The 24771-nt window shown below is 71.9% G+C and carries 21 protein-coding genes and 1 riboswitch; of the genes, 9 read left to right on the top strand and 12 right to left on the bottom strand.

Annotation, left to right across the window (positions count from 1 at the left end):
* The first annotated feature begins 186 nt into the window (after positions 1 to 186).
* Positions 187 to 360: a hypothetical protein gene (locus ACFZDA_RS00650; protein WP_006136389.1), complete on the top strand. Its 174-nt coding sequence runs from the start codon at positions 187 to 189 to the stop codon at positions 358 to 360.
* Positions 361 to 433: 73 nt separating this feature from the next.
* Here ACFZDA_RS00650 and ACFZDA_RS00645 read toward each other — a convergent pair whose 3' ends face one another.
* Positions 434 to 1249, bottom strand: coding sequence for an inositol monophosphatase family protein (locus ACFZDA_RS00645; RefSeq protein ID WP_391072778.1), 816 nt, complete (start codon positions 1247 to 1249; stop codon positions 434 to 436).
* A gap of 8 nt (positions 1250 to 1257) precedes the next feature.
* Positions 1258 to 2385 carry a ferrochelatase gene (locus ACFZDA_RS00640; protein WP_391072775.1) on the bottom strand — a complete coding sequence of 376 codons (1128 nt, stop codon included), beginning with the start codon at positions 2383 to 2385 and terminating at the stop codon, positions 1258 to 1260.
* 156 nt (positions 2386 to 2541) lie between these two features.
* Between ACFZDA_RS00640 and ACFZDA_RS00635 the strand changes: the two genes are divergently transcribed.
* The 3 genes from ACFZDA_RS00635 to sepH all read left to right on the top strand — a co-directional run bounded on the left by ACFZDA_RS00635 (position 2542) and on the right by sepH (position 6484).
* On the top strand, positions 2542 to 3780 hold the full coding sequence (locus ACFZDA_RS00635) for an MFS transporter (protein WP_391072773.1): 1239 nt from the start codon (positions 2542 to 2544) through the stop codon (positions 3778 to 3780).
* The gene (locus tag ACFZDA_RS00630; protein ID WP_391072770.1) at positions 3740 to 5059 is read left to right on the top strand and encodes a D-arabinono-1,4-lactone oxidase; all 1320 of its coding nucleotides are present in this window, start codon (positions 3740 to 3742) and stop codon (positions 5057 to 5059) included. The genes ACFZDA_RS00635 and ACFZDA_RS00630 overlap by 41 nt, the downstream gene beginning before the upstream one ends.
* Before the next feature lie 390 nt (positions 5060 to 5449).
* The gene (gene sepH / locus ACFZDA_RS00625; protein WP_391072767.1) at positions 5450 to 6484 is read left to right on the top strand and encodes a septation protein SepH; all 1035 of its coding nucleotides are present in this window, start codon (positions 5450 to 5452) and stop codon (positions 6482 to 6484) included.
* Positions 6485 to 6569: 85 nt separating this feature from the next.
* Here the strand turns inward: sepH and ACFZDA_RS00620 are convergent, their stop codons facing one another.
* Positions 6570 to 7421: a rhodanese-like domain-containing protein gene (locus tag ACFZDA_RS00620; protein ID WP_391072764.1), complete on the bottom strand. Its 852-nt coding sequence runs from the start codon at positions 7419 to 7421 to the stop codon at positions 6570 to 6572.
* A 250-nt stretch (positions 7422 to 7671) separates the two neighbouring features.
* Here ACFZDA_RS00620 and ACFZDA_RS00615 point away from each other — a divergent pair, with 250 nt between their 5' ends.
* Positions 7672 to 8475, top strand: a complete 804-nt coding sequence (locus tag ACFZDA_RS00615) for a VOC family protein (RefSeq protein WP_391072762.1) — start codon at positions 7672 to 7674, stop codon at positions 8473 to 8475.
* Positions 8476 to 8491: 16 nt separating this feature from the next.
* On the opposite strand, the gene ACFZDA_RS00610 is transcribed toward ACFZDA_RS00615, so the two are convergent.
* The 4 genes from ACFZDA_RS00610 to ACFZDA_RS00595 all read right to left on the bottom strand — a co-directional run bounded on the left by ACFZDA_RS00610 (position 8492) and on the right by ACFZDA_RS00595 (position 13896).
* Positions 8492 to 9142, bottom strand: coding sequence for a thymidine kinase (locus ACFZDA_RS00610; protein ID WP_010034989.1), 651 nt, complete (start codon positions 9140 to 9142; stop codon positions 8492 to 8494).
* Positions 9143 to 9193: 51 nt separating this feature from the next.
* A complete protein-coding gene (locus ACFZDA_RS00605; protein WP_391072758.1) occupies positions 9194 to 10390 on the bottom strand; it encodes an alkaline phosphatase family protein in 1197 nt (398 codons plus the stop codon).
* Positions 10390 to 10986 carry a DUF5998 family protein gene (locus tag ACFZDA_RS00600; protein WP_020270574.1) on the bottom strand — a complete coding sequence of 199 codons (597 nt, stop codon included), beginning with the start codon at positions 10984 to 10986 and terminating at the stop codon, positions 10390 to 10392. The genes ACFZDA_RS00605 and ACFZDA_RS00600 overlap by 1 nt, the downstream gene beginning before the upstream one ends.
* 66 nt (positions 10987 to 11052) lie before the next feature.
* Positions 11053 to 13896, bottom strand: a complete 2844-nt coding sequence (locus tag ACFZDA_RS00595) for a GNAT family N-acetyltransferase (RefSeq protein WP_391072755.1) — start codon at positions 13894 to 13896, stop codon at positions 11053 to 11055.
* A 174-nt stretch (positions 13897 to 14070) separates the two neighbouring features.
* Between ACFZDA_RS00595 and ACFZDA_RS00590 the strand changes: the two genes are divergently transcribed.
* Positions 14071 to 14352 carry an HPr family phosphocarrier protein gene (locus ACFZDA_RS00590; RefSeq protein ID WP_003993478.1) on the top strand — a complete coding sequence of 94 codons (282 nt, stop codon included), beginning with the start codon at positions 14071 to 14073 and terminating at the stop codon, positions 14350 to 14352.
* A 159-nt stretch (positions 14353 to 14511) separates the two neighbouring features.
* Here ACFZDA_RS00590 and ACFZDA_RS00585 read toward each other — a convergent pair whose 3' ends face one another.
* The 4 genes from ACFZDA_RS00585 to ACFZDA_RS00570 all read right to left on the bottom strand — a co-directional run bounded on the left by ACFZDA_RS00585 (position 14512) and on the right by ACFZDA_RS00570 (position 19334).
* Positions 14512 to 15207 carry an FCD domain-containing protein gene (locus ACFZDA_RS00585; RefSeq protein WP_391072753.1) on the bottom strand — a complete coding sequence of 232 codons (696 nt, stop codon included), beginning with the start codon at positions 15205 to 15207 and terminating at the stop codon, positions 14512 to 14514.
* 189 nt (positions 15208 to 15396) lie between these two features.
* Positions 15397 to 16182 carry a peptidoglycan DD-metalloendopeptidase family protein gene (locus ACFZDA_RS00580; RefSeq protein ID WP_391072751.1) on the bottom strand — a complete coding sequence of 262 codons (786 nt, stop codon included), beginning with the start codon at positions 16180 to 16182 and terminating at the stop codon, positions 15397 to 15399.
* A gap of 13 nt (positions 16183 to 16195) precedes the next feature.
* Positions 16196 to 16359, bottom strand: a riboswitch (cyclic di-AMP (ydaO/yuaA leader).
* Positions 16360 to 16551: 192 nt separating this feature from the next.
* Complete coding sequence (locus ACFZDA_RS00575; protein WP_391072749.1) at positions 16552 to 17940, bottom strand: insulinase family protein; 1389 nt, start codon at positions 17938 to 17940, stop codon at positions 16552 to 16554.
* Complete coding sequence (locus tag ACFZDA_RS00570) at positions 17937 to 19334, bottom strand: insulinase family protein (RefSeq protein ID WP_391072746.1); 1398 nt, start codon at positions 19332 to 19334, stop codon at positions 17937 to 17939. The genes ACFZDA_RS00575 and ACFZDA_RS00570 overlap by 4 nt, the downstream gene beginning before the upstream one ends.
* Before the next feature lie 396 nt (positions 19335 to 19730).
* Here ACFZDA_RS00570 and ACFZDA_RS00565 point away from each other — a divergent pair, with 396 nt between their 5' ends.
* Entirely contained in the window at positions 19731 to 22187 is a 2457-nt protein-coding gene (locus ACFZDA_RS00565) for a DNA topoisomerase (ATP-hydrolyzing) (RefSeq protein ID WP_391072744.1), read from the top strand.
* Between the two features lie 18 nt (positions 22188 to 22205).
* Here ACFZDA_RS00565 and ACFZDA_RS00560 read toward each other — a convergent pair whose 3' ends face one another.
* Positions 22206 to 23270, bottom strand: coding sequence for a GTP-binding protein (locus ACFZDA_RS00560; RefSeq protein WP_391072741.1), 1065 nt, complete (start codon positions 23268 to 23270; stop codon positions 22206 to 22208).
* Positions 23271 to 23590: 320 nt separating this feature from the next.
* Here ACFZDA_RS00560 and ACFZDA_RS00555 point away from each other — a divergent pair, with 320 nt between their 5' ends.
* Both ACFZDA_RS00555 and ACFZDA_RS00550 read left to right on the top strand, forming a co-directional pair.
* Positions 23591 to 24151, top strand: coding sequence for a DUF6082 family protein (locus ACFZDA_RS00555; protein ID WP_391072739.1), 561 nt, complete (start codon positions 23591 to 23593; stop codon positions 24149 to 24151).
* 261 nt (positions 24152 to 24412) lie between these two features.
* Positions 24413 to 24652, top strand: coding sequence for a hypothetical protein (locus tag ACFZDA_RS00550; protein WP_020273705.1), 240 nt, complete (start codon positions 24413 to 24415; stop codon positions 24650 to 24652).
* Positions 24653 to 24771 lie beyond the last annotated feature (119 nt).

Genomic DNA, 24771 nt, shown 5'->3' with positions numbered 1-24771 from the left:
CCTCTGCTGGCACCGCACCACCCTGCGGTGCTGCGTCAACCCGCTTTGCCGCAGGGCGGGCGTGGGTGTCCGGCACCGTCGCCGCCCGGCCGAGCGGCGCTGGGCATCCACCGGAGACGTGATCGTCCCTTCCGAACGGCACACCCCCGTGCCAACGACCCACGACCCAGGACGAGGGGGCGCAGCATGGACGCATTCACCGCAGGACTTCTGCAGCGCATAAAGGCGACCGAGTCCGATCTGTCCCGGGCTCGCGACGAGGGCGACGACTTCCTCGTCGAGGTGGAGCAGGGCGAGCTCGACGACCTGCGCCGTCTCGCCGCCGAGCACGGTGTGGAGGTCGGCGCGACGAGCGTCTGATCAGGCCGTACGGAGCGGGCCCCGGCGAATCCAGCGCCGGGGCCCGCTCCGTCGTTCCGGGGGTATCGCGGAATCAGTCGTGCCAGGCGCCGAAGTCCTCCAGGAGGCGCTGGAGGGGCTCGAAGACGCCCGGGGTACCCGCGACTGTCAGATCCCCTGACGGTCGCTCTCCGGGGCGTCCACCGGTCAGTGCGCCCGCCTCCCGGGCGATGAGGTCGCCCGCCGCGAGGTCCCAGGCGTGCAGGCCGCGCTCGTAGTAGCCGTCGAGGCGTCCGGCGGCCAGGTCGCACAGGTCGACCGCGGCCGAACCGCCGCGCCGGATGTCGCGCAGCAGCGGGATCAGCCTCTGCGCGACCTCGGCCTGGTGGGCGCGGACCTCGGCCACGTAGTTGAAGCCCGTCGAGACCAGCGCCTGGTCCAGGGGCGGCGCGGGGCGGCAGGCCAGCCTGCGCTCGCCGTCCCAGAGGCCGGTGGCCCAGGCACCGCCGCCGCGCACCGCGTGGAAGGTCTCGCCGCGCATCGGGACCGCGACGACTGCGACGACGGTCTCGCCGTCCTGCTCGGCGGCGATGGAGACGGACCAGGTGGGCAGCCCGTACAGGTAGTTGACCGTGCCGTCGAGCGGGTCGATGACCCAGCGGACGCCGCTCGTGCCCTCCGTGGCGGCGCCCTCCTCGCCGAGGATGCCGTCGTCCGGGCGGCGCTCGGCGATCAGGCCGGTGATCAGCTTCTCGGCCGCGATGTCCATCTCCGTGACGACGTCGATGGGGCTGGACTTGGTCGCGGCCACCGCGAGGTCGGCCGGGCGTCCGTCCCGCAGCAGCGCGCCCGCGCGCCGGGCGGCCTCCTGAGCGAGAACGAGCAGGTCCTGGTGCAGGGGGTCGGTCACGGGGCTCCTCACGCGTAGGTGCTGTCGGCGCCCGCGGCGGCGGGCCGGGGGGCGCGGGCCGGGCAGCAGCCGACCGGGCAGAGGTGGTGGCTCGGCCCGAGGGCGCCCAGGGCGCAGGGCGTGACCTCCTGTCCGCGCTCGACGGCGGCGCGCTCCACGACGAGCTCGCGGATCGCGGCGGCGAACCTCGGGTCGGCGCCGACCGTGGCCGAGCGGCGCATCGGCAGCCCCAGCTCCTCCGCCTTGGCCTTGGCCTCCGTGTCGAGGTCGTAGAGGACCTCCATGTGGTCGGAGACGAACCCGATGGGGGCGATCACCACGGTCGGGACACCGGCCGCGTGCCGCTCGTCGAGGTGGTCGCAGATGTCGGGCTCCAGCCACGGGATGTGCGGGGCGCCGGAACGGGACTGGTAGACGAGCTGCCAGGGGTGGTCGACGCCGGTGCGCTCCCGGACGGCGTCCGCGATCAGCTGCGCCACGTCCAGGTGCTGCCTGACGTACGCGCCGCCGTCGCCGTGGTCCTCGACGGGCCCGGAGGTGTTGGCGGAGGCCGTCGGGATCGAGTGCGTCGAGAAGGCGAGGTGCGCCCCGTCCCGGACGTCCTCGGGCAGCTCGGCGAGGGAGCGGATCACGCCGTCGACCATGGGCTCGAGGAAGCCGGGGTGGTTGAAGTAGTGCCGTAGCTTGTCGACCTTCGGCGGCTCCAGCCCCTCGGCCTCAAGGGTGGCGAGCGAGTCTGCGAGGTTCTCGCGGTACTGGCGGCAGCCCGAGTACGAGGCGTAGGCGCTGGTGGCGAGGACCAGGATGCGGCGGCGGCCGTCGCGGACCATCTCGCGCAGCGTGTCCGTCAGGTACGGCGCCCAGTTGCGGTTGCCCCAGTAGACCGGCAGGTCCAGGCCGTGGTCGGCGAAGTCCTTGCGCAGGGCGTCCAGCAGGGCGCGGTTCTGGTCGTTGATGGGGCTGACCCCGCCGAAGAGGAAGTAGTGCTGCCCGACTTCCTTGAGGCGTTCCTTGGGGATGCCTCGCCCACGCGTCACGTTCTCCAGGAACGGGACCACGTCGTCCGGGCCTTCCGGGCCGCCGAAGGAGAGCAGGAGCAGGGCGTCGTAGGGGCTGACATCGCGCGCGTCTGGCATGCGTCGATCCTGCCACCCCGCACTGACAGCCGGGAAACGGCGGGGTGACACCTGCCCGGCGGCCGGCCCCCGCAGGCCTTGACGAGTGTGTCGGGCCCCCCGAGGCGTAATCTGTGTCGACTGCGTTCGCAGCTTACTGAGCCTTTCGGAGACCCCGTGCCCAGCCCCTACCGCGCCCTGTTCGCCGCCCCCGGCACCAAGGGTTTCTCCGCCGCGGGCTTCCTCGGCCGTCTCCCGCTGTCGATGATGGGCATCGGCGTCGTCACGATGGTCTCCCAGCTCACCGGGCGGTACGGCCTGGCCGGTGCGCTGTCGGCCACCATCGCGCTGGCGGCGGCGGTGGCCGGGCCGCAGGTCTCGCGGCTGGTGGACCAGTACGGCCAGCGGCGGGTGCTGCGGCCGGCGACGCTGGTCTCTCTGACCTCGGCGGCCGTCCTGCTGTGCGCGGTGCACTTCGGGTGGCCGGACTGGGTGCTGTTCACGGCGTGCGCCGGCGTCGGCTGCGTGCCGAGCGTCGGCGCGATGATCCGGGCCCGCTGGGGGGCCCTGTACCGGGGCACCCCGCAACTGCACACCGCGTACTCCTTCGAGTCCGTGATGGACGAGGTGTGCTTCATCTTCGGGCCGATCATCTCCATCGGCCTGTCCACGGCCTGGTTCCCGGAGGCCGGTCCCCTGCTCGCCGCCTGCTTCCTGGCCGTGGGCGTCTTCTGGCTGACCGCGCAGCGCGCCACCGAGCCGGTGCCGCACCCGCGCGAGCACCGCGGCGGGGGCACGGCCCTGCGCTCGCGGGGCCTTCAGGTCCTGGTGGCCACCTTCGTGGCGACCGGGGTGATCTTCGGGGCGGTCGACGTGGTCACCGTGGCCTTCGCCGACGAGGAGGGGCACAAGGCCGCTGCGAGCATCGTCCTGGCGTTGTACGCGGCCGGTTCCTGTGTGGCGGGCATGGTCTTCGGACTGCTGCGCTTCGCCGGGGCTCCGGAACGCCGGTGGTTGCTGGGCGTGTGTGCCATGGCCGTGAGTATGATCCCCCTCCTACTGGTCGGAAACTTGCCGTTTCTGGCCGTGGCGCTGTTCGTTGCGGGACTGTCCATCGCTCCGACGATGATCACGACGATGTCCCTCATCGAAGAGCACGTACCACGTGCGCAGCTCACCGAGGGCATGACCTGGGTGAGCACCGGGCTCGCGGTGGGGGTCGCGCTCGGCTCCTCCGCGGCCGGCTGGGTGATCGACGCGGCCGGGGCACGTGCCGGGTACGGGGTTCCGGCGGTGGCCGGGGCCGTCGCGGTCGCGGTGGGTTTCCTCGGATTCCGTCGGCTCAAGCGGCCGGCTACGGGTCGGGGAGGCTCCGTTGAGCAGCACAGCGAACGGAAAGAACGGCACGTGGCGTAACTGGGGCGGCAACGTCTGCGCGCGTCCCGCGCGGGAGGTCACCCCGGCGTCCGTCGACGAGCTGGCCGCCGCCGTGCGGCGGGCCGCCGAGGACGGCCTGACGGTGAAGGCCGTCGGCACGGGGCACTCCTTCACGTCCATAGCGGCGACGGACGGGCTGTTGATCCGCCCTCAACTGTTGACGGGCATACGTGACATTGACCGCGAGGCCATGACCGTCACGGTGGAGGCCGGCACCCCGCTCAAGAGACTCAACATGGCCCTCGCCCGGGAGGGCCTGTCGCTGACGAACATGGGCGACATCATGGAGCAGACGGTCTCCGGGGCGACCAGTACCGGCACGCACGGCACGGGCCGTGACTCCGGCTCGATCGCCGCCCAGATCAAGGGTCTGGAACTGGTCACCGCCGACGGCTCGGTCCTCACCTGCTCCGAGAAGGAGAACCCGGAGGTCTTCGCCGCCGCCCGCATCGGCCTCGGCGCCCTGGGCATCGTCACCGCGATCACGTTCGCCGTGGAGCCGGTCTTCCTGCTCACGGCCCGCGAGGAGCCGATGCCCTTCGACCGGGTCCTCGCCGACTTCGAGGAACTCTGGGCCGAGAACGAGCACTTCGAGTTCTACTGGTTCCCGCACACCGGGAGCACCAACACCAAGCGCAACAACCGCAGCGCGGGCCCGGAGCGCCCGGTGCCGCAGCTCCAGAGCTGGTTCGAGGACGAGTTCCTCTCCAACGGGGTCTTCCAGGTGGCCAACTGGGTCGGCCGCGCGGTGCCCGCCACGATCCCCGCGATCGCCCAGATCTCCAGCAAGGCCCTGTCCGCGCGGACCTACACCGACATCCCTTACAAGGTCTTCACGTCTCCGCGCCGCGTGCGTTTCGTGGAGATGGAGTACGCCGTTCCGCGCGCGGCCGTCGTCGAGGCGCTGCGCGAGCTGAAGACGATGGTCGACCGCTCCGGCCTGAAGGTCAGCTTCCCCGTGGAGGTGCGCACCGCCCCGGCGGACGACATCACGCTGTCCACCGCCTCCGGCCGGGACACCGCCTACATCGCCGTCCACATGTTCCAGGGCACGCCCTACCAGCGGTACTTCACCGCGGCCGAGCGCATCTTCACCGCCCACGAGGGACGTCCGCACTGGGGCAAGGTGCACACCAGGGACGCCGAGTACTTCTCCCGGGTGTATCCGCGCTTCGAAGAGTTCACGGCGTTGCGGGACCGGCTCGATCCTGATCGGCGGTTCCAGAACGACTACTTGCGCAGGGTGCTGGGGGCGTAGGGCCGCACCGGGGGTGGTGTTCCCCACGTTCAAGATCGAGGAAAGCGGGCAAGCGAGCGGCCGAGTCCGCCCCCTTGCCACAACTTGGACGGCGCGCCAATCCACGCAGGTGGCCCGAATGGAGTACTGTTGCGAGCCCTGGGTCCGGTCTCCCGTCAGGGTGTGCAGGGCCTTTAAGGACCGCCGGGAGGGGGCTAGTTGCACAGGGTGACAGAGTTCGTCACTTAGCGTTGCGAATAGGTAACCGTGCCATAACGGCGATCCAGGGCCCGCGCCCGACACGCCGGGCAACTCGGCAAGGTTGTGGCAGGCTGCACCCGGGCAGGCCACACTCGACTAGCGGAAGCAGCGACGCACGTGACGTCGGCAGGCACCACCCGGGAGGTCCCCATGCCCGAACTGCGTGTCGTGGCCGTCTCGAATGACGGCACACGGCTGGTGCTGAAGGCTGCGGACAGCACGGAGTACACGCTTCCCATCGACGAACGGCTCCGCGCCGCCGTGCGCGGCGACCGTCCTCGCCTCGGCCAGATCGAGATCGAGGTGGAGAGCCATCTCCGTCCCCGCGACATCCAGGCGCGTATACGTGCCGGCGCGACCGCGGAAGAGGTCGCACAGCTGGCCGGCATCCCCGTGGACCGGGTCCGCCGCTTCGAGGGTCCGGTGCTCGCCGAGCGTGCGTTCATGGCCGAGCGGGCCCGCAAGACCCCCGTCCGCCGCCCCGGCGAGAACTCCGGTCCGCCGCTGGGCGAGGCCGTCCAGGAGCGACTGCTGCTGCGCGGTGCCGAGAAGGACACCGTCCAGTGGGACTCCTGGCGCCGCGACGACGGCACCTGGGAGGTCTTGCTGGTCTACCGCGTCGCGGGCGAACCTCACTCGGCGAGCTGGACGTACGACCCGCCCCGGCGGCTCGTCCAGGCCGTCGACGACGAGGCGCGCATGCTCATCGGCGAGACCGACGACCTGGCCGCGCCCGAGCCCAGCTTCCCGTTCGTCCCGCGGATCGCCCGGCTGCCGCGCGACCGGCCGCTGGACCGTTCCGCCGACCGGGAGCGGCCCAGCCTTCCGGCGGCGGCGTCCGAGCCGGTGGAGGAGAGCACGGGCGAACGGGACTCGCTGACCAGCCTGCTGGAGGCGGTGCCGAGCTTCCGCGGCGACCTGGTGGTGCCGGAGCGGCCCGCGCCGGAGCCCGAGGAGGAGCCCGTCGCCGAAGCCGAGGAGGAGGAGCCCCCGGCTCCCGCGGCCTCGGCCGGTTCCGCCTACGCGGACGTCCTCATGCCGCGCTCGGTCGGCAGCCATCGCGACCGGCTCGTCGGGGCCACCGACCGCCAGGCCGAGGCCGACGGCGTCCGGCCGGGCCGCAGAGCCGCCGTTCCGAGCTGGGACGAGATCGTGTTCGGGACGCGGCGCAAGAAGCAGGAGTAGCCGGATCGGCCGCATGAGAGCGGGGCCGCGCCTTGGGGTGCGGCCCCGCTCTCATGTCCGGTTACCGGGGAGGGATCCTGCCGGGTTACCGAGGATCCGGTCCCACCGCCACCGGCCGGTCCGGGTCCGAGGACCACTGAGACCACGAACCCATGTACAGCTCCGCCGCAATGCCCGCGACCGCCAGTGCCAGGACCTCATGTGCCGCGGACACCCCAGACCCGCAGTACACGCCGACCCGCGCGTCCTCGGTCACGCCAAGTCCCTTGAAACGCGCGCGCAGTTCGTCGGCGGGGAGGAAGCACCCGTCCGCCCCCACGTTCTCCGTAGTGGGTGCCGACACCGCGCCCGGGATGTGCCCGGCCACCGGATCGATCGGCTCCACCTCGCCGCGGTACCGCTCCCCCGCCCGCGCGTCCAGCAGCACCCCGGACCGCGCCAACGCAGCGGCGTCGTCGGCGTCGAGCAGGCCGGCCGCCCCCGGCTCGGGCACGAAGTCGCCCTCGGCCGGCGTCGGCACGGTCTTCTCCAACGGACCCTCCCAGGCCGGCAACCCGCCGTCGAGGACTCGCACGTCCGGGTGACCCGTCCAGCGCAGCAGCCACCACGCCCGGGCCGCCGCCCAGCCCTGCCCGCCGTCGTAGACGACCACCGGCGTCCCGGACGACACGCCCGCCCGGCGCATCGCGGCACCGAAGCGCGCGAGGTCGGGCAGCGGATGCCGGCCGCCCTCCCCCGGCGCCGAGGCCAACTCCCGGTCCAGGTCGACGAAGACGGCCCCGGGAAGGTGCCCTTCCTCGTACGCGGCCCGGCCGTCGTAGGGCGGCTCACCGGTCGCCTTGCCGGTGGTGAGCTGCCAGCGGACATCGAGCAGGACGGGCGGGTTGGCACCCGTCAGATCGCTCGCGAGGTCGGATGCGGAGATGATGGCGTTCATGGCCCCATCCTCGCGCACAGGGGTGGCCGAGCCGTGCGGGTCCGGCTACTCTGCTCGGCCGGACCGGGACGTTCACGCTCTGTACAGGAACAAGCACATGCTGTACAGCTGAACGACACGTGCCGACAAGCGCGCCGCAAGGGGCAGCGCACCGCCCGTCAGGCATTCTCCCGGACAGGGGCCGCCCCGCGGGGCGTACCCCGTGGGCGGCAAAGAGCGCGCCCACCGCGAGGCCGAGAAGAGAGTGACGATGACCGACGCACGGGAGTCCGCCGGCCCGAACGGCGCAAGACCCGCTCGGCACGCGCCCGGCACGCCCTGCTGGGTGAGCCTGATGGTGCACGGGCCGGCCGCGACCCAGGAGTTCTACGGAACGCTGTTCGGCTGGGAGTTCCAGCCGGGCCCCGGGCAACTCGGCCCGTACGTACGGGCGCTGCTCGGCGGAGACGAGGTGGCGGGCATCGGCCAACTGCCGCCGGACCGTCATCTGCCCCTCGCGTGGACCCCCTACTTCGCCTCTCAGAACGTGGATCTGACCGTCGAGACGGTGCGCAGTTGCGGCGGCACGATCGGCGTGGGCCCGCTGGACGCCGCCGACGCCGGCCGTCTGGCGCTCTGTTCCGATCCCTCGGGTGCGGTCTTCGGTGTCCGGCAGGCCGCCGCTCACCACGGCACGGCCGTCTCGGGCGGCCCCGGCACGCCCGCCTGGAACGAGCTGCTGACTTTCGAGTCGGCGAGCGTCGCCAAGTTCTACCGGTCGGTGTTCGGCTACCAGGAGGAGCCGGTGGTGTCCGCCGACTTCGACTACGTGACCCTGCACCTCGGGGGCCGGCCTGTCGCCGGCATCCACGGGCTGGGCCAGGCGCTGCCCCGCGACCGGGGCCCGCACTGGGTGACGTACTTCCAGGTCGACGACGTCGATGACGCCCTGGACCACCTGGTGCATCTGGGCGGGCAGGTCCTCAGGCCGGTCCACGACACGGCGCACGGCCGGGTGGCGATGGTGGCGGACCCGGAGGGGGCACGGTTCGCGCTGCTGCGACGGCGGCGCTGACGGCACCGCCCCGTGGTCAGGAGGACGACACCGGCAGCACGTCCGGGGACAGGGCCGCAGCGCGGGCCGTCGCCGAGGTCATGCGGCGCCTGTGGTGGCGGCGGCACAGGACCTCGTAGCCGACCTCGTCGGCGGAGTGGGTGACGTCTCCGACGACGACCTGGGCGCCCTCGACGACCATGACGCCGCCTATCGTCCGGGCGTTGTGCGTGGCCCGGGCGCCGCACCAGCACAGCGCCTCGACCTGGAGCACCTCGACCCGGTCGGCCAGTTCCACCAGCCGCTGGGAGCCGGGGAACAGCTTGGAGCGGAAGTCGGTGGTGATACCGAAGGCGTAGACGTCGAGTCCCAGGTCGTCGACCACCCGCGCGAGTTGGTCGATCTGCTCCGGCGCGAGGAACTGCGCCTCGTCGGCGATCACGTAGTCCGCGCGGCCGCCCTGCGAGAGGTGGTCGACGAGGTAGGCGTAGAGGTCCTGGCCGTCCTCGACCTCCACCGCGTCCGTGACCAGGCCGAGGCGCGAGGACAGTTTGCCCTCGCCGGCGCGGTCGTCACGCGAGAAGATCATGCCCTGGAGACCGCGCGCCGAGCGGTTGTGCTCGATCTGGAGAGCCAGCGTCGACTTCCCGCAGTCCATCGTTCCGGAGAAGAACACCAGCTCGGGCATGTCGGGTTGAGCACCTTTCGGCGAGAGAGGTCGGGCGATCGGGGTGGGGCTTCAGGAGCGTACTTCGAGCAGCGGGACCAGCTGCTCGGCGGGGGTCATCGAACCGTGGTTGCCGACCATCGCCGACTCCTTCGGCTCCCGCTCGGAGGCGATGAGCAGGACGTCGTCGCGCGCGGCTGCGACCACGTCGCCGATCCGGCCGTACACCCGTTCATCGATCTTCGGGCCGAACCAGCCCGCCGCGATGGCCTCGTCGCGTGAGGCCACCCAGAACTGCTCGCCGAGCACCTCGCGCCAGCAGGTCAGGACGTCGCCCGCGGCGCCGGGCACCGCGTAGACATGCCGGGCGCGGCCCTCGCCGCCGAGCAGGGCGACTCCGGCGCTGAGCTCCCAGTCCTCGTCGAAGTCGATGCGGTGCTCTTCGTCGAAGGGCACGTCGATCATGCCGTGGTCGGCGGTGACGTAGAGGGCGCTGCGCGGCGGCAGTTGCTCGGCCAGGCGCTGGACCAGGCGGTCGGCGTACATGAGCTGGCCGCGCCAGGTGTCGGAGTCGACGCCGTAGCGGTGGCCGGCGCCGTCGACCTCGGCGAAGTACGTGTAGACCAGGGAGCGGTCGCCCGCGGCCAGTTGCTCGGCCGCCAGGTCCATACGGTCCTCGCCGGTCAGCCGCCCGAGGAACGTTCCGCCGCTGAGCGCGACCCTGGTCAGCGGGGTGTTCTCGAAGGTCGGGGACGACACCTGCGCGGCGTGCACGCCCGCCTCGTGGGCCAGCTGGAAGACCGTCGGGTACGGCTGCCAGGGGCCGGGCGGGGCCCACGGCTGCCAGCGCAGCTGGTTCATCAGCTCGCCGGTGTCCGGGTTGCGCACGGTGTAGCCGGGCAGGCCGTGCACGCCGGGCGGCAGGCCGGTGCCGACCGAGGCGAGGGAGGTGGCCGTGGTCGCCGGGTAGCCGGCGGTGAGCGGACGTCCGGTGCCGCCGCGCGAGGTGGCGAGCAGGGACGTCATGAAGGGGGCGTCCTCGGGGTGCGCCCGGAGCTGCTCCCAGCCGAGGCCGTCGATCAGGAACACGCAGTTCCGGTCGGCGGGGGTCAGCTCGGAGATCGAGGCGCTCATGCCCGGCACGCCTTGGCCGGCGGCCAGTGTGGGCAGCAGGTCGGCGAGGGAGCCGCTGCCGTACTCGGGGACCGGCGCGGAGGTGACGGTGAGCGGTTCCGGGTGCTGGTCCCAGGCCGTCTTGGGGTGTGCCATCAGCGGGCGGTGTCCGCGGTCGCCTCGGAGAGGGCCTGCGCGAAGGCGAGCGCCTGGCGCACGGTCTCCGGTCCGTCCCCCGCCTCGCTGACGCGCAGGCTGAGGTCGTCCGCCGTCGAGTTGCCGGTGTAGCCGTGGTCCGCCTCGCAGTTGGGGTCGCCGCAGGCGGCCGGCTCCAGGTCGATGCGGGAGACGGCGCCCCAGCCGATGGTGAGGACGACCTCACGGGGCAGGGTGCCCGGCTTGTACGACTCCGGGTTGGCGACCACGCGGCTGACCACGATCGACGAGATGCGGCTCATCTTCACGGACTCCGTCGACGTCGTGGCGTACGGCGTCGGGGAGGTGCTGTCGGCGGCCTGTTCGTCGGTGTGGCTGACGATGAAGCGGTGGTCCGTGAGGACGAGCACCGTCACATGCCGCCGCACCTCGTTCTGGTCGAACGTCGTCTCCTGGTGGACCAGGTACGACCGGATGGGCTCGCCGCCCACGGCGGCCTCCACCGCCTCGGCCACAAGGGCCGGGTAGTAGCCGCTGCGCTCGATCGCCGCCCGCAGCCCCTGGGTCGTCGTACTGGTCTTGGCCATGACGCCCATCCTACGGGGGACCACTGACTGCGAGGCACCGCTCGCCCCCGGTCAGTGCGTGGTGAAGGTTCGCTGTCAGTACGCGGGGAGGGTCCGCGGGCCGAGGTCGTCACGGGCGGGCGGTGGCGCGAGGCGGACGGAAGCGCCCAGGACGCTCAGGCCGTGCGAGGCGACGACGACCGGCTCCAGGGTGACCGCGACGACCTCGGGATGGTCGTCGACCAGCCGGGACACCCGCAGCAGCAGCTCCTCCAGGGCGCGGGTGTCGGCCGGCGCGGAGCCGCGCCAGCCGAACAGCAGGGGCGCGGTGCGGATCGAGCGCACCAGCGAGGTCGCCTCCTTGTCGGTGACCGGGATCAGCCGGTGGGCCGTGTCCCCGAGCAGCTGCGAGGCGGCCCCGGCGAGCCCGAAGGAGAGCACGGCTCCGGCCGCGGGGTCGATGACGGCCCGTACGACCACGTCCACGCCGCGCGGCGCCATCCGCTGCACGACGGGGCGCAGCTCCTCCGGCGGTCCGAACAGCTCGGTCAACTCGGTGTACGACCTGAGCAGTTGGTCCTCGTCCCCGAGGTCGAGGCGTACGCCGCCCAGGTCCGCGCGGTGCCGCAGGTGCGGGGCGGTGGCCTTGAGGGCGACGGGGTAGCCGAGGGTGCGGGCGGCCTCGGCGGCGGCGTCGGGGGTCGGGGCGGGCAGGGCGCGGTGGACATGGATGCCGTAGTGGCCGAGCAGGTCGCAGGTCTCGTCCGCGCCGAGCGTGAGTCCCTGCCCGCGCGCGAGGAGCCCGTCGATCAGTGTGGCGGCGCCCTTCTCGTCGATGTCCTCGTACTCGGGCACCTTGCCGGGGTCGGTGGCGTCGCGCCGCCACTGCGCGTAGGTGACGGCCTGCCCCAGGGCACGGACGGCGCGCTCGGCGGCGGGGTAGGCGGGGATGAGGTGCTCGCCTTCGGGAGCCTCGGCGGTGGGGAGTCGTTCGCCGGCAGATGCCGGACCGGCTTCGGTGGCTGTCGGGCGAAAGGCGACGTGTGGAGGATCGCCCGCCTCGGCCTGCGGTGCCGTGCTCGCCGCCGCCGACAGGGCCTCCGCCAGGCCGCCCAGCTCCACGTGCACCACCAGGACCGGCTTGGCCGGGGCGGCGGCCACCGCGGAGCGCAGCGCGTCGGCGAGGGCCGCGTCCGCGACCGAGCCCTCCCCCACCGCCGGTATGGCGGTGACGACCACGGCGTCGCACCGGTCGTCGGCCAGCGCGCGCGACAGGGCCGTGTGGAAGTCCGCGGCCGAGGCCGCCGTGGTCAGATCCTGCGGGGGGTGCGGCCGCAGTCCCTCGGCGAGGCACGCGTCGTACGTGAGCAGGCCGAGCGACTCGGAATTGCCGAGGATCGCCACCCGGGGCCCGGCCGGCAGCGGCTGGCGGGCGAGCAGCAGCCCGGCGTCCACCAGCTCGGTGATGGTGTCGACCCGGATGACGCCGGCCTGCCGCAGCAGCGCGGAGACCGTCGCGTGCGGAAGCCGGGTCGCCCGTACGGCGTGCCCCTGGGGCGCGGCCGCGTGCCGGGCGCCCTGGACGACGACCAGCGGCTTGGCGGCGGCCGTGCGGCGGGCGAGGCGGGTGAACTTGCGGGGGTTGCCGATGGACTCCAGGTACATGAGGACGACGTCGGTGTCGGGGTCCTCGTACCAGTACTGCAGGACGTCGTTGCCGGAGACGTCGGCCCGGTTGCCGGAGGAGACGAACGTGGAGACGCCGGTCACGCCCGTGACGCCGCCGCCGCGCCGGTGCAGCCGGGACAGCAGGGCGATGCCGATGGCGCCGGACTGGGCGAACAGGCCGATCCGGCCCGGTCGCGGCGTCTCGGGCGCGAGGGAGGCGTTGAGCCGTACCCGCGGGGAGGTGTTGATGATGCCGAAGGCGTTCGGCCCGATGATCCGCATGCCGTAGGTGCGCGCCTGCCGCACGAGCGCGCGCTGGCGTTCGCGCCCCTCGGTGCCGCTCTCGGCGTATCCGGCGGAGACCACGACCAGCCCCTGTACGCCGTGTTCGCCGCACTCGGTGACGACCTCGGGCACGTGTTCGGCCGGCACGGCGACGACCGCCAGGTCGACCGGGCCGTCGATGTCCCGCACAGAGCGGTGGGCGGGGACCCCGTCGAGTTCCTTCTGTTCCTCGGGCAGTGCCCTGTTCACGGCGTAGAGGCGGCCGGTGTACCCGGCGTCGCGGATGTTGCCGAGGACGCTGCGGCCGACGCCGCCCGGTGTGCGCCCCGCTCCGATGACGGCGACCGTGCCGGGCGCGAGGAGCCGCTGCACGGACCGGGCCTCGGCGCGGTGCTCGCGCGCGTACTGCACGGCGAGGGAGCGGTCGGTGGGTTCGAGGTCGAACTCCAGACGGACGACGCCGTCCTCGAAGCTGCGCTTCTGGGTGTACCCGGCGTCGGTGAACACCTTGATCATCTTGTTGTTGGCGGGCAGCACCTCGGCGGCGAAGCGGCGGATGCCGCGCTCGCGGGCGACGGCGGCGATGTGTTCGAGGAGAGCGGAGGCGACGCCCCTGCCCTGGTGGGCGTCCTGCACCAGGAAGGCGACCTCGGCCTCGTCGGCGGGCGCGGACGCGGGCGTTCCGTCCGCGCCGATCCGGTCGTAGCGTACGGTGGCGATGAACTCGCCGCCGACTGTGGCCGCGAGTCCCACCCGGTCCACAAAGTCGTGGTGCGTGAAGCGGTGGACGTCCTTGGCGGACAGGCGAGGGTACGGCGCGAAGAAGCGGTAGTACTTCGACTCGTCGGAGACCTGCTCGTAGAAGCTGACCAGGCGCTCGGCGTCATCAACGGTGATGGGCCGGATGCGCGCGGTGCCGCCGTCGCGCAGCACCACGTCGGCTTCCCAGTGGGCGGGATACTCGTGCCGGTCCGGCGAGGTCTGCATGGGCCCCAGAGTACGTCTGGCGTCTGACAACGGCGCGAGGCAGTCTGTGGAGGGCGTCAGTCGGGTCGAGGCCGCGATCCGACGGCACCCGGGGCGGTGCATCAGGACTGCCCCGGCAGCTTCACGTATGGGAAACTGGTCTAGACAACCCTGAAAACCGAAGGGCAGCAACACATGGCTGAGCGCCGCGTCAACGTCGGCTGGGCCGAGGGCCTCCACGCCCGCCCCGCCTCCATCTTCGTCCGAGCCGCCACGGCCGCAGGCGTCCCGGTGACGATCGCCAAGGCAGACGGCAACCCCGTCAACGCGGCCTCCATGCTGGCCGTCCTCGGCCTCGGTGCCCAGGGCGGCGAGGAGATCGTCCTCGCCTCCGACGCCGAGGGTGCGGACGCCGCCCTGGACCGGCTGGCGAAGCTGGTCTCCGAGGGTCTCGAAGAACTGCCCGAGACCGTCTGAGTGCGCATCCTGAAGGGCTCGTCCGAATTCATCGGGCGGGCCCTTCGCCATTCCGGCTCGCGGGTCACCATTTCCGGTCAGGGGTCGCGAATTCACCGTTCCGGGGCAGCAGAAATAATCCCCCGCGAATTACCCTGCTCTTTGTATACGGCTCGTGTGTTAATGCCGCAGGCTCGCCGTGTTTACGGGATGTTGCGAGTTCCTCACACGCTCGGCCCGGTCCCCGGCGGAGCCGAAACGCAGCCGGTGTGCGGCCGTCGCGCGCTCGGTGTGCAGCGCCGTGACCGCCCGCGCCCGCTCGCTGTCCCCGCGCGCCACCGCGTCCACGATCGCGCCGTGCTCGGTCCAGGACTCCACGGGCCCGGCCGGCGCCTCGACCGTGTACATCCAGGCGATCTTGTGGCGGAGCTGGGTGAGCATCGAGGTCAGCGCGGGGCTGCCGGAGGCCTGTGCGAGCGTCTCGTGGAACCAGCCTCCCAGGGAGCGCAGGTCGTCGCTGTTGCCCCGGCGGGCGCGCTCCTGGCCGAGCCTCACCAGGCCGCGCAGGACCTTCAGATGGGCCTCGGTGCGGCGCTGGGCCGCACGGGCCGCGCCGAGCGGCTCCAGCAGCAGCCGCATCTCCAGCAGGTCGGCGGCCTCCTGCTCGGTGGGTTCGGCGACGCACGCACCCGCGTGCCGCCGGGTCACCACGAAGCCCTCCGCCTCCAGGGTGCGCAGGGCCTCCCTGACGGGGACACGCGAGACGCCGTAGCGGCGGGCGAGGAGTTCCTCGGTCAGCCGGCCGCCGCGTTCGTAGACACCCGCGACGATGTCGTCCCGGATGGCCGTGCACACCGAGTGCGCCGGAATGCGCATGACCGACCTCCGTTTAATCCCCGTGAAACGTCGACGAGTGACACGTGTTCCGTGACTCTATTGCAATGAGCCGGAATTTCCGACGGCGGACCGGAATCCATGGATATTTTTTGGACAGCCGGACGTGACAAACGCCGAAAGCCCCGGCTCGGGGAGCCGGGGCCTCGGGGGAAGCGGAGTGGTACGCCGTCAGACGCTCACACCGTGCGAGCGGAGGTAGGCGACGGGGTCGATGTCGGAGCCGTACTCGGGGCTCGTACGGGCCTCGAAGTGCAGGTGCGGGCCGGTGACGTTGCCGGTCGCGCCGGACAGGCCGATCTGCTGGCCGGGGGTGACCTTCTGGCCCACCGAGACGCCGATGGACGACAGGTGGCCGTACTGGGTGTACGTGCCGTCGTTCATCTTGATCACGATCTGGTTGCCGTAGGAACCGCCCCAGCCTGCCTCGACGACCTCGCCCATGCCGACCGCGTGGACGGAGGTGCCGGTGGCGGCGTGGAAGTCGACGCCGGTGTGGCTGCCGGAGGACCACAGGCCGCTGCTGGCCTGGTAGCCGGTGGAGATGTACGAGCCGGAGATCGGGGGCACGAAGGTGTTGAGGCGCTTGCGCTCGGCCTCGCGGGCGGCGCGCTCCTTGGCCTCGCGGGCCTTCTCGGCCGCCTCCTTGGCCTCCTTGGCAGCCTCGGCGGCCCGCTCGCGGGCGGCCTCCTCGGCCTTCTTCTTGGCGGCGGCCTCCTCGGCGGCCTGCCTCTGGGCGGCGGCCTGGGCGTCGATCTGCTGGGCCACGGTGCCGCCCATGGTGACGACGGGGGTGAGGCCGGTCTGCTCGACGGAGGGCTCGGCGGCGAAGGCCGGAGCGGCCACGGTGCCGATGACACCGGTGGTGGCGAGGGCCGCGACGCCCGCCGCGCGGGCCGTGCCGCGCTGCATGCGGCTGGGACGACGATGTTTCCCGGTGGCGCGGGTGAACGCCATGGAGTGCCTGGTCCTTTCCTTCCTTCTCGCCTACCGGGTTAGCTGACGGGTTCGGAGCAGGAAGGTCTCCTACGGACCCCCTCGCGGCTCGCGCGGGCGTCCGATTCACCCCAGGGACTGCGGTGGGTCCCCGGCTCCCCTGGCTCGCGCCGTACGGGGACTCGGCGATGACTGTCCGGTGCCGCGGGTGCGGCGCACTGCCTGACGGACAGCCCGGACGAACCTAAGCGGGGCCACTTTCAATTCCCAAACGGATCCCGGTTTTTGTAGCGCATCCCACAGGGCAGACAGGCAACCTCCGCACCAATTCGGGCATAAAGGAGCCCTGGTGCCTTAGAAGACAACCAGGGCCCCTACGCGCGCGTGCCGCTACTCGGCGGCCACGACGGAGACTTCGCCGATACCCAGGGCCTCGACCGGGTCCTTGATCTGCGCCGCGTCACCGACGAGCACCGTCACCAGACGGTCCACCGGGAAGGCGCTGACGGCCGCCGCGGTGGCCTCCACGGTGCCGGTCGCGGCGAGCTGCCGGTACAACGTGGCCTGGAAGTCGTCGGGCAGGTGCTGCTCGACCTGGTCGGCCAGCGTGCTCGCGACGGCCGCCGCCGTCTCGTACTTCAGCGGCGCCACGCCGACCAGGTTCTGCACGGCGACGTCCCGCTCGGCGTCGGTCAGTCCCTCGGCGGCGAGTGTGCGCAGCACCGTCCACAGGTCCTGGAGGGCGGGGCCGGTGTTGGGCGTGTCCACCGAGCCGCTGATGGCGAGCATCGCGGCACCGGTCCCGTCCGGGGCGGACCTGAGGACCTGGCCGAAGGCCCGCACCCCGTAGGTGTAGCCCTTCTCCTCGCGCAGCACGCGGTCCAGGCGGGAGGTGAGGGTGCCGCCGAGGCAGTACGTGCCGAGCACCTGCGCGGGCCACACGCGGTCGTGCCGGTCCGGGCCGATCCGGCCGATCAGCAGCTGCGTCTGGACGGCGCCGGGGCGGTCCACGATGACGACCCGGCCGGTGTCGTCGGCGGTCACCGGCGGCACCGGGCGCGGCTCGGCCGCGGAGCCGGTCCAGGCGCCCAGCGTGTCGCCGAGCAGGGCGTCGAGGTCGATGCCGGTGAGGTCGCCGACGACCACGGCGGTGGCCGTGGCGGGCCTGACGTGCCTCTCGTAGAAGGCGCGTACGGCCGCGGAGTCGATCGCGGCGACCGTCTCCTCGGTGCCCTGGCGGGGCCGGGACATGCGCGAGTCCGCCGGGAAGAGCTCCTTGGAGAGCTCCACGGCGGCACGGCGGGCGGGGTTGGCCAGCTCGTGCGGGATCTCGTCGAGGCGGTTGCGGACCAGCCGCTCGACCTCGCTGTCGGCGAACGCGGGGGCCCTCAGGGCGTCGGCGATCAGGCCGAGCCCCTTGGCGAGCCGGGAGGCCGGCACCTCCAGGCTGAGCCGCACGCCGGGGTGGTCGGCGTGCGCGTCGAGGGTGGCTCCGGCGCGCTCCAGCTCGGCGGCGAAGTCCTCGGCGGAGTGCTTGTCGGTGCCCTCGGAGAAGGCCCGGGCCATGATCGTGGCCACGCCGTCGGTGCCGGCCGGCTCGGCTTCCAGGGGTGCGTCCAGCAGCACCTCCACGGCGACGACCTGCTGGCCGGGGCGGTGGCAGCGCAGGACCGTCAGGCCGTTGCCGAGGGTGCCGCGCTCGGGGGCCGGGAAGGCCCACGGCCTGGCCTCGCCCGCCTGCGGCTGGGGGTGGAAGTCCATCGTGGCGAGCTCGGTCACTTGGCCGCCTCCTCGTTCTCGGTCAGGGCCGCGGCTGCGGTGTTCTCGGTGGTGTCGGCGTCCTCGGCGGTCTCCGCGTCGCCCGTCTCCTCGGCGACGGGCTCATAGACGAGCACCGCGCGGTTGTCGGGCCGCAGGCAGGCCTTGGCGACCTCCTGGACCTCCTCGGCCGTCACCTCCAGCACGCGCTGCACCGCGGTCAGGGCGAGCTGCGGGTCGCCGAACAGGACGGCGTACCGGCACAGTTCGTCGGCGCGGCCGGCGACCGTGCCGAGCCGGTCCAGCCACTCGCGCTCCAGCTGGGCCTGGGCCCGCTCCATCTCCTCGGCCGTGGGGCCCTCCTCGGCGAACCGGGCGAGCTCCTCGTCGATGGCGGACTCGATGACCGGGACCTCCACGTCACCGGACGTCTTCACGTCCAGCCACCCCAGGGAGGGCGCCCCGGCGAGCCGCAGCAGGCCGAAGCCGGCCGCCACGGCCGTACGGTCCCGCCGCACGAGACGGTTGTACAGGCGGGAGGACTCGCCGCCGCCGAGGACGGTGAGGGCCAGGTCGGCCGCGTCGCACGCGCGCGTGCCGTCGTTCGGCAGCCGGTAGGCGGCCATCAGGGCGCGCGCCGGGACCTCCTCCTCGACGACCTCGCGCAGTTGCTCGCCGATGATCTCCGGCAGCGTGCCGTCCCGGGGCGCGGGCTTGCCGTCGTGCCCGGGGATGGAGCCGAAGTACTTCTCGATCCAGGCCAGGGTCTGCTCCGGGTCGATGTCGCCGACGACGGAGAGCACGGCGTTGTTCGGCGCGTAGTAGGTGCGGAAGAACGCGCGCGCGTCCTCCAGGGTGGCCGCGTCCAGGTCGGCCATCGAGCCGATCGGCGTGTGATGGTAGGGGTGGCCCTCCGGGTAGGCGAGGGCGGTCAGCTTCTCGAAGGCGGTGCCGTAGGGGACGTTGTCGTAGCGCTGCCGGCGCTCGTTCTTGACGACGTCGCGCTGGTTCTCCATCGACTCGTCGTCGAGCGCCGTCAGCAGGGAGCCCATGCGGTCGGCCTCCAGCCAGAGGGCGAGCTCCAGCTGGTGGGCGGGCATGGTCTCGAAGTAGTTGGTCCGCTCGAAGCTGGTGGTGCCGTTCAGCGAGCCGCCCGCGCCCTGGACGAGCTCGAAGTGGCCGTTGCCCTTGACCTGGGCGGAACCCTGGAACATCAGGTGCTCGAAAAGGTGAGCCAGGCCGGTACGCCCCTTGACTTCGTGGCGCGAGCCGACGTCGTACCAGAGGCACACCGCCGCGACCGGGGTCAGGTGGTCCTCGGAGAGCACCACGCGCAGGCCGTTGGCCAGGCGGTGCTCGGTCGCTGTCAGGCCCCCGGAGCCTGCCTGGGCTGTGGCCGTGTGACCCATGGGCATGTACGTCCCTTCGATCGCGGCGCGGTCGCTCGAACCGCGGTTTTCCTGGCGAGTCCTGCCACTGTATGCAAGCGTGCGGGGCCCTGGTGAAGTTCCCGGGGGGGCGCACGCGCACAGCGAGAGGGGGAAGCGTCCAAAGGCCGTGTGGGGTGGTGACGGCGTGCCCGGCCCGGGGCCGGCGGAAGACCGGCGGGAAACCTCGGACCGGCGGGTGCGCGGCGGTCCTCCGGCAGTGTCCCGTTCCCCCGCCCAGGCCCGGCGAGCGGCACCCGCGGCCCGCCTGCGAAACCCCGCCGGGCGGCCCGTAGGCCGGGCCCTGGTCCCGGTTGTCAGTGCGGCGGTCCACAATGGTCGGCGTCAGATCTCGTTCAATGCTTCAGCAAGGAGCCGGCAGCGATGGCCCGCCGCAGCACGAAGACCCCGCCGCCCGACGACTCGTACGAGGAGAGAATCCTCGACATCGACGTCGTCGACGAGATGCAGGGCTCCTTCCTCGAGTACGCGTACTCGGTCATCTACTCCCGCGCCCTGCCCGACGCGCGCGACGGTCTCAAGCCGGTGCACCGCCGCATCGTCTACCAGATGAACGAGATGGGCCTGCGCCCCGAGCGCGGGTATGTCAAGTGCGCCCGCGTCGTCGGCGAGGTGATGGGCAAGCTGCACCCGCACGGCGACGCGTCGATCTACGACGCCCTGGTGCGCATGGCCCAGCCCTTCTCGATGCGTGTCCCCCTGGTCGACGGCCACGGCAACTTCGGCTCGCTGGGCAACGACGACCCGCCGGCGGCCATGCGGTACACCGAGTGCCGGATGGCCGAGGCGACGAGCCTGATGACGGAGTCCATCGAAGAGGACACCGTCGACTTCAACCCGAACTACGACGGCCAGGAGCGGGAACCGGTGGCGCTGCCCGCCGCCTTCCCGAACCTCCTGGTCAACGGCGCCTCGGGCATCGCGGTCGGTATGGCCACGAACATGCCGCCGCACAACCTGCGCGAGGTGATCGCCGCCGCCCGCCACCTGATCAGGTACCCGAACGCCGATCTCGACGCCCTGATGAAGCACGTCCCGGGCCCCGACCTGCCCACCGGCGGCCGCATCGTCGGCCTGTCCGGCATCCGGGACGCGTACGAGACGGGCCGCGGCTCGTTCAAGATGCGCGCCACGGTGGCCGTGGAGCCCGTGACGGCCCGCCGCAAGGGCCTCGTGGTCACCGAGCTGCCCTTCACGGTCGGCCCGGAGAAGGTGATCGCCAAGATCAAGGACCTGGTGGGCTCGAAGAAGCTCCAGGGCATCGCCGACGTCAAGGACCTCACCGACCGCGAGCACGGTCTGCGCCTGGTCATCGAGATCAAGAACGGCTTCGTGCCGGAGGCGGTCCTCGAGCAGCTGTACAAGCTGACGCCGATGGAGGAGTCCTTCGGCATCAACAACGTCGCCCTGGTCGACGGCCAGCCGCTCACGCTGGGTCTGAAGGAGCTGCTGGAGGTCTATCTCGACCACCGGTTCACCGTCGTGCGGCGGCGTTCGGAGTTCCGGCGCGGCAAGAAGCGGGACCGGCTGCATCTGGTCGAGGGTCTGCTGACGGCCCTGCTGGACATCGACGAGGTCATCCGAGTCATCCGCTCCAGCGAGAACTCCGCGCAGGCGAAGCAGCGCCTGATGGAGCAGTTCTCGCTGAGCGAGGTACAGACGCAGTACATCCTCGACACGCCGCTGCGCCGCCTGACCAAGTACGACCGCATCGAGCTGGAGGCGGAGAAGGACCGGCTCACCGCGGAGATCGAGGAACTGACCCGGATCCTCGACTCGGACACGGAGCTGCGCAAGCTGGTCTCCACGGAACTGGCCACCGTAGCCAAGAAGTTCGGCACCGACCGGCGGACGGTCCTGCTGGAGTCGGGCGGTGCCCCGGTCGCCACGGTGCCGCTCCAGGTGGCCGACGACCCGTGCCGGGTGCTGCTGTCCTCGACGGGTCTGCTGGCCCGTACGGCGAACGGCGAGCCGTTCCCGGAGGAGGCCGGCGCCAAGCGCGTGAAGCACGACGTGATCGTCTCGGCGGTGCCCGCCACCGCCCTCGGCGAGGTGGGCGCGGTCACCTCGGCGGGCCGGCTGCTGCGGCTGAACGTGATCGACCTGCCCCAGCTCCCGGAGTCGATGCCGACGCCGAACCTCGCGGGAGGCGCCCCGCTGGCGGAGTTCGTCTCCCTGGAGGACGACGAGACGGTGGTCTGCCTTACGACGCTCGACGAGTCGTCGCCCGGCCTGGCGCTCGGCACGGCACAGGGCGTGGTCAAGCGCGTGGTGCCGGACTATCCGTCGCACAAGGAGGAGCTGGAGGTGATCACCCTCAAGGAGGGTGACCGGATCGTCGGCGCGGTCGAGCTGCGCACCGGCGAGGAGGACCTGGTCTTCATCACCGACGACGCCCAGTTGCTGCGCTTCCAGGCGTCCCAGGTCCGCCCGCAGGGCCGCCCGGCCGGCGGGGTGGCCGGCATCAAGCTCTCCGAGGGCGCGAAGGTCATCTCCTTCACGGCGGTGGACCCGGCCGTGGACGCCGTGGTCTTCACCGTCGCCGGCTCGCGCGGCACGCTGGACGACTCGGTCCAGACGACCGCCAAGATGACCCCGTTCGACCAGTACCCGCGCAAGGGCCGTGCCACCGGCGGCGTCCGCTGCCAGCGGTTCCTCAAGGGCGAGGACTGTCTGTCCCTGGCCTGGGCGGGCCCGGCCCCGGCGCTCGCGGCGCAGAAGAACGGCACCCCGGCCGGCCTCCCGGAGATGGACCCGCGGCGTGACGGCTCGGGTGTGTCCCTGGCGAAGACGGTGGCGGTGGTGGCGGGGCCGGTCTAGAGCCCCGCGGCGGAGGGCTCAGGCAGGCTCTGCCCGGGCCGGGTTCTCCTCCGGGTTCCGTACGTACCTGAGGACGCCCCACATGCCGCGCTCGTCGGCGTGCGGGGCGTCGCTCCGGCACGCGCCGAGTTCCTTGTCGAGGGCGGGGGCGTCGATGCCCGAGCCGATGAGGACCAGCTGGGTGAGGCGTTCGCCGCCGGCCGGCCAGGGCTCCGGGTAGAAGCGCAGGAACCGTCCGACGGCGTGGACGGCGTAGCGATTGTGCACGTCGTACGGCCCGAAGTCGACATAGCCCTTGATCCGGTACAGCCCCTCGGGCCGGCTGTCGAGGAACTCCATGAGCCGGCGCGGGTCCAGGGGCTCCCGCGAGACGAACGACAGGCTGTCGTAGGCGCTGTGCAGGTGCTCGTGGTGGTCGTCGGCGCCGTGCTCGTGCAGGTCGTCGAAGGACAGCTGCCCGATGCGCTCCTCGCTCGGCCGGCAGTCGAAGAGGAACTCGGGGTCGATCCGGCCGTAGGAGGCCGGGACGACGGCGGCGCGGTCGACCAGGGAGCGGACCAGTGGGAGGACGCGTTCGCCGTCCGCCGCCCGGTCGAGCTTGTTGACCACGACGAGATCGGCCAGCGCGAGATGCCGGTCGATCTCGGGATGCCTGGACCGGGTGTCGTCGAACTCGGCGGCGTCGACGACCTCCACGAGCCCGCCGTACGCGATTCCCGGGTGCTCGCTGGCGAGCAGCATCCGTACGAGTTCCTGCGGCTCGGCCAGCCCACTCGCCTCGATGACGATGACGTCGATGCCGAGGGAGGGTTCCGCGAGCCGTTCCAGGTACCGGTCCAGCTCGCTCGCGTCGACGGCACAGCACAGACAGCCGTTGCCGAGCGAGACCGTCGAGTCGCCGAGCGCTCCCGCCACGGCCATCGCGTCGATCTCGATGGCCCCGAAGTCGTTGACGATGGCACCGATACGGCTGCCGCCGCTGCGGTGAAGGAGGTGGTTGAGCAGGGTGGTCTTCCCCGAGCCGAGGAATCCGGCCAGGACGACGACCGGGATCTGCTGCGGTTGCGGGCTCGGCAGGCTCACCGTGCGACCTCTCTCACGCCGACGCGTGCACCGGCTCGCGTTCCGGCACACGTACGAGGATGGGATGCCGCCCCAGGATACGAGCCGTGGGAATCACGGCGAAGTGAACGATTGTTAGCAGCACTCGCGGGGCAGACGTTGGGCATGGCGCCGGTTTGTGCGACCCTCGCTTCCCTCCGTGCGCCTCCTCTCCGCCTCCCCGCCGATCAGAGCCGCTCGGCACTCTGGGAGACGGCAAGCGCCGCCCACCGCTCGCCGGTCCCCTCCAGTCGACCCGCATACCGACGACCGGCGGACGTCCGCCTGAATCGGGGGTTGCCATGGGCACACGGAAGTTGAGCTTTCCGGGGCTGAGTGCCACCGCCTCGGCAGGGATCGTCCTGGCGGCGGGCGCCACCGTCGCCATGGCCGCGCGGTGGCCGGCACTCCATGCGTTACGCACGCGGATCGAGCACCTGGAAGAGGCCGCACAGTCACAGCGCCGGACCAACTTCGCCCACCAGCAGCGCCTGCACTGGGAGTTGCTGAGCAAGGCGATGGACGATCCCGAGCTGGCCGAGGTGCTGGACGCCTACGACGGGACCGTCTCGCCCAGGAAACTCCGCCAGTTCCTCTTCGCCAACGCCCTGTACACCAACGCCCTGTCCTATCACCGCATGGGCAACATGAGCCGGGAGGAGTTCTTCGGCTTCGCCCGGAGCATGCTCCAGAACCCCGTCTTCAGGGAGTACTGGTACGCCTCCCGCCCGCATCGGGCGACCCTCGCCGACTCCTCCGAGGAGGCCGGGCTCGGACGTATGGTCGACGATCTCCTCGCGCAGTTGGAGGAGGCTGAGACCGACGAGTGGTGGGTGGTCGGGGAGCCGCCGAGCGAGCAGTGACCGGGCCTCGGCCGTAAGCGCGGCACCTTCCGGATCACTCGCCCGAACGCATCACACGGCTGGGCGGTAACGAACCCGTAAACCGGCGCGTTTGCCCAGATGCCAACAAGGTTGACTACTGCGCATCCCGCGAACCGGGTCGACCACCGCCGAACCGCCGCTCCACGCCGCCCGGTTGTCGAGGCCGCGGCCCCACAGGGCCGCATCGCACCGCAGGCTACAGTGCGCACCAAGCCTCGAGATCCAAAGGAACGCCGAACAGTGAGCCACATCATCCGTCGGATCGGCACCCCGCCCAGCGCGCGGGGAAGTGCGACTGGTGCCAATTGCCCCGATATCTTCGAGCTGTCCGACGGCCGGTTCGCTGTGATCGGCACGGACCTCACCGAAGAACTCGACGGAAAGCTCCCCGGCGACGCGTCCAGGGCCGACTACGAGCGCATCGTCGTGGTCACACGCAAAACCCTCATCGACGCCAAGGCCGACATCCCTGACGCCTGATCTCGCCGGAGGCCCGTCGGGCCGGGGGCCGGGTGTCCATCAGGCGGGGAGCCGGTACCCGTCGGATCGAAATTCGGGTACCTGTCCCGCCCGCGGGTCTGGCATCCGTCGAACCGGCA

The sequence above is a fragment of the Streptomyces sp. NPDC007991 genome (assembly GCF_042958445.1).
Lineage (GTDB): Bacteria > Actinomycetota > Actinomycetes > Streptomycetales > Streptomycetaceae > Streptomyces.
This window is presented reverse-complemented; position numbering and strand designations above follow the sequence as displayed.

Coding starts and splice junctions, on each gene's coding strand:
- ACFZDA_RS00610 (WP_010034989.1), bottom strand. CDS start 9,142: ATGCCCGAGCTGGTGTTCTTCTCCGGAACGATGGACTGCGGGAAGTCG.
- sepH (WP_391072767.1), top strand. CDS start 5,450: ATGCCCGAACTGCGTGTCGTGGCCGTCTCGAATGACGGCACACGGCTG.
- ACFZDA_RS00640 (WP_391072775.1), bottom strand. CDS start 2,385: ATGCCAGACGCGCGCGATGTCAGCCCCTACGACGCCCTGCTCCTGCTC.
- ACFZDA_RS00605 (WP_391072758.1), bottom strand. CDS start 10,390: ATGGCACACCCCAAGACGGCCTGGGACCAGCACCCGGAACCGCTCACC.
- ACFZDA_RS00595 (WP_391072755.1), bottom strand. CDS start 13,896: ATGCAGACCTCGCCGGACCGGCACGAGTATCCCGCCCACTGGGAAGCC.
- ACFZDA_RS00585 (WP_391072753.1), bottom strand. CDS start 15,207: ATGCGCATTCCGGCGCACTCGGTGTGCACGGCCATCCGGGACGACATC.
- ACFZDA_RS00650 (WP_006136389.1), top strand. CDS start 187: ATGGACGCATTCACCGCAGGACTTCTGCAGCGCATAAAGGCGACCGAG.
- ACFZDA_RS00580 (WP_391072751.1), bottom strand. CDS start 16,182: ATGGCGTTCACCCGCGCCACCGGGAAACATCGTCGTCCCAGCCGCATG.
- ACFZDA_RS00590 (WP_003993478.1), top strand. CDS start 14,071: ATGGCTGAGCGCCGCGTCAACGTCGGCTGGGCCGAGGGCCTCCACGCC.
- ACFZDA_RS00565 (WP_391072744.1), top strand. CDS start 19,731: ATGGCCCGCCGCAGCACGAAGACCCCGCCGCCCGACGACTCGTACGAG.
- ACFZDA_RS00570 (WP_391072746.1), bottom strand. CDS start 19,334: ATGCCCATGGGTCACACGGCCACAGCCCAGGCAGGCTCCGGGGGCCTG.
- ACFZDA_RS00600 (WP_020270574.1), bottom strand. CDS start 10,986: ATGGGCGTCATGGCCAAGACCAGTACGACGACCCAGGGGCTGCGGGCG.
- ACFZDA_RS00620 (WP_391072764.1), bottom strand. CDS start 7,421: ATGAACGCCATCATCTCCGCATCCGACCTCGCGAGCGATCTGACGGGT.
- ACFZDA_RS00615 (WP_391072762.1), top strand. CDS start 7,672: ATGACCGACGCACGGGAGTCCGCCGGCCCGAACGGCGCAAGACCCGCT.
- ACFZDA_RS00555 (WP_391072739.1), top strand. CDS start 23,591: ATGGGCACACGGAAGTTGAGCTTTCCGGGGCTGAGTGCCACCGCCTCG.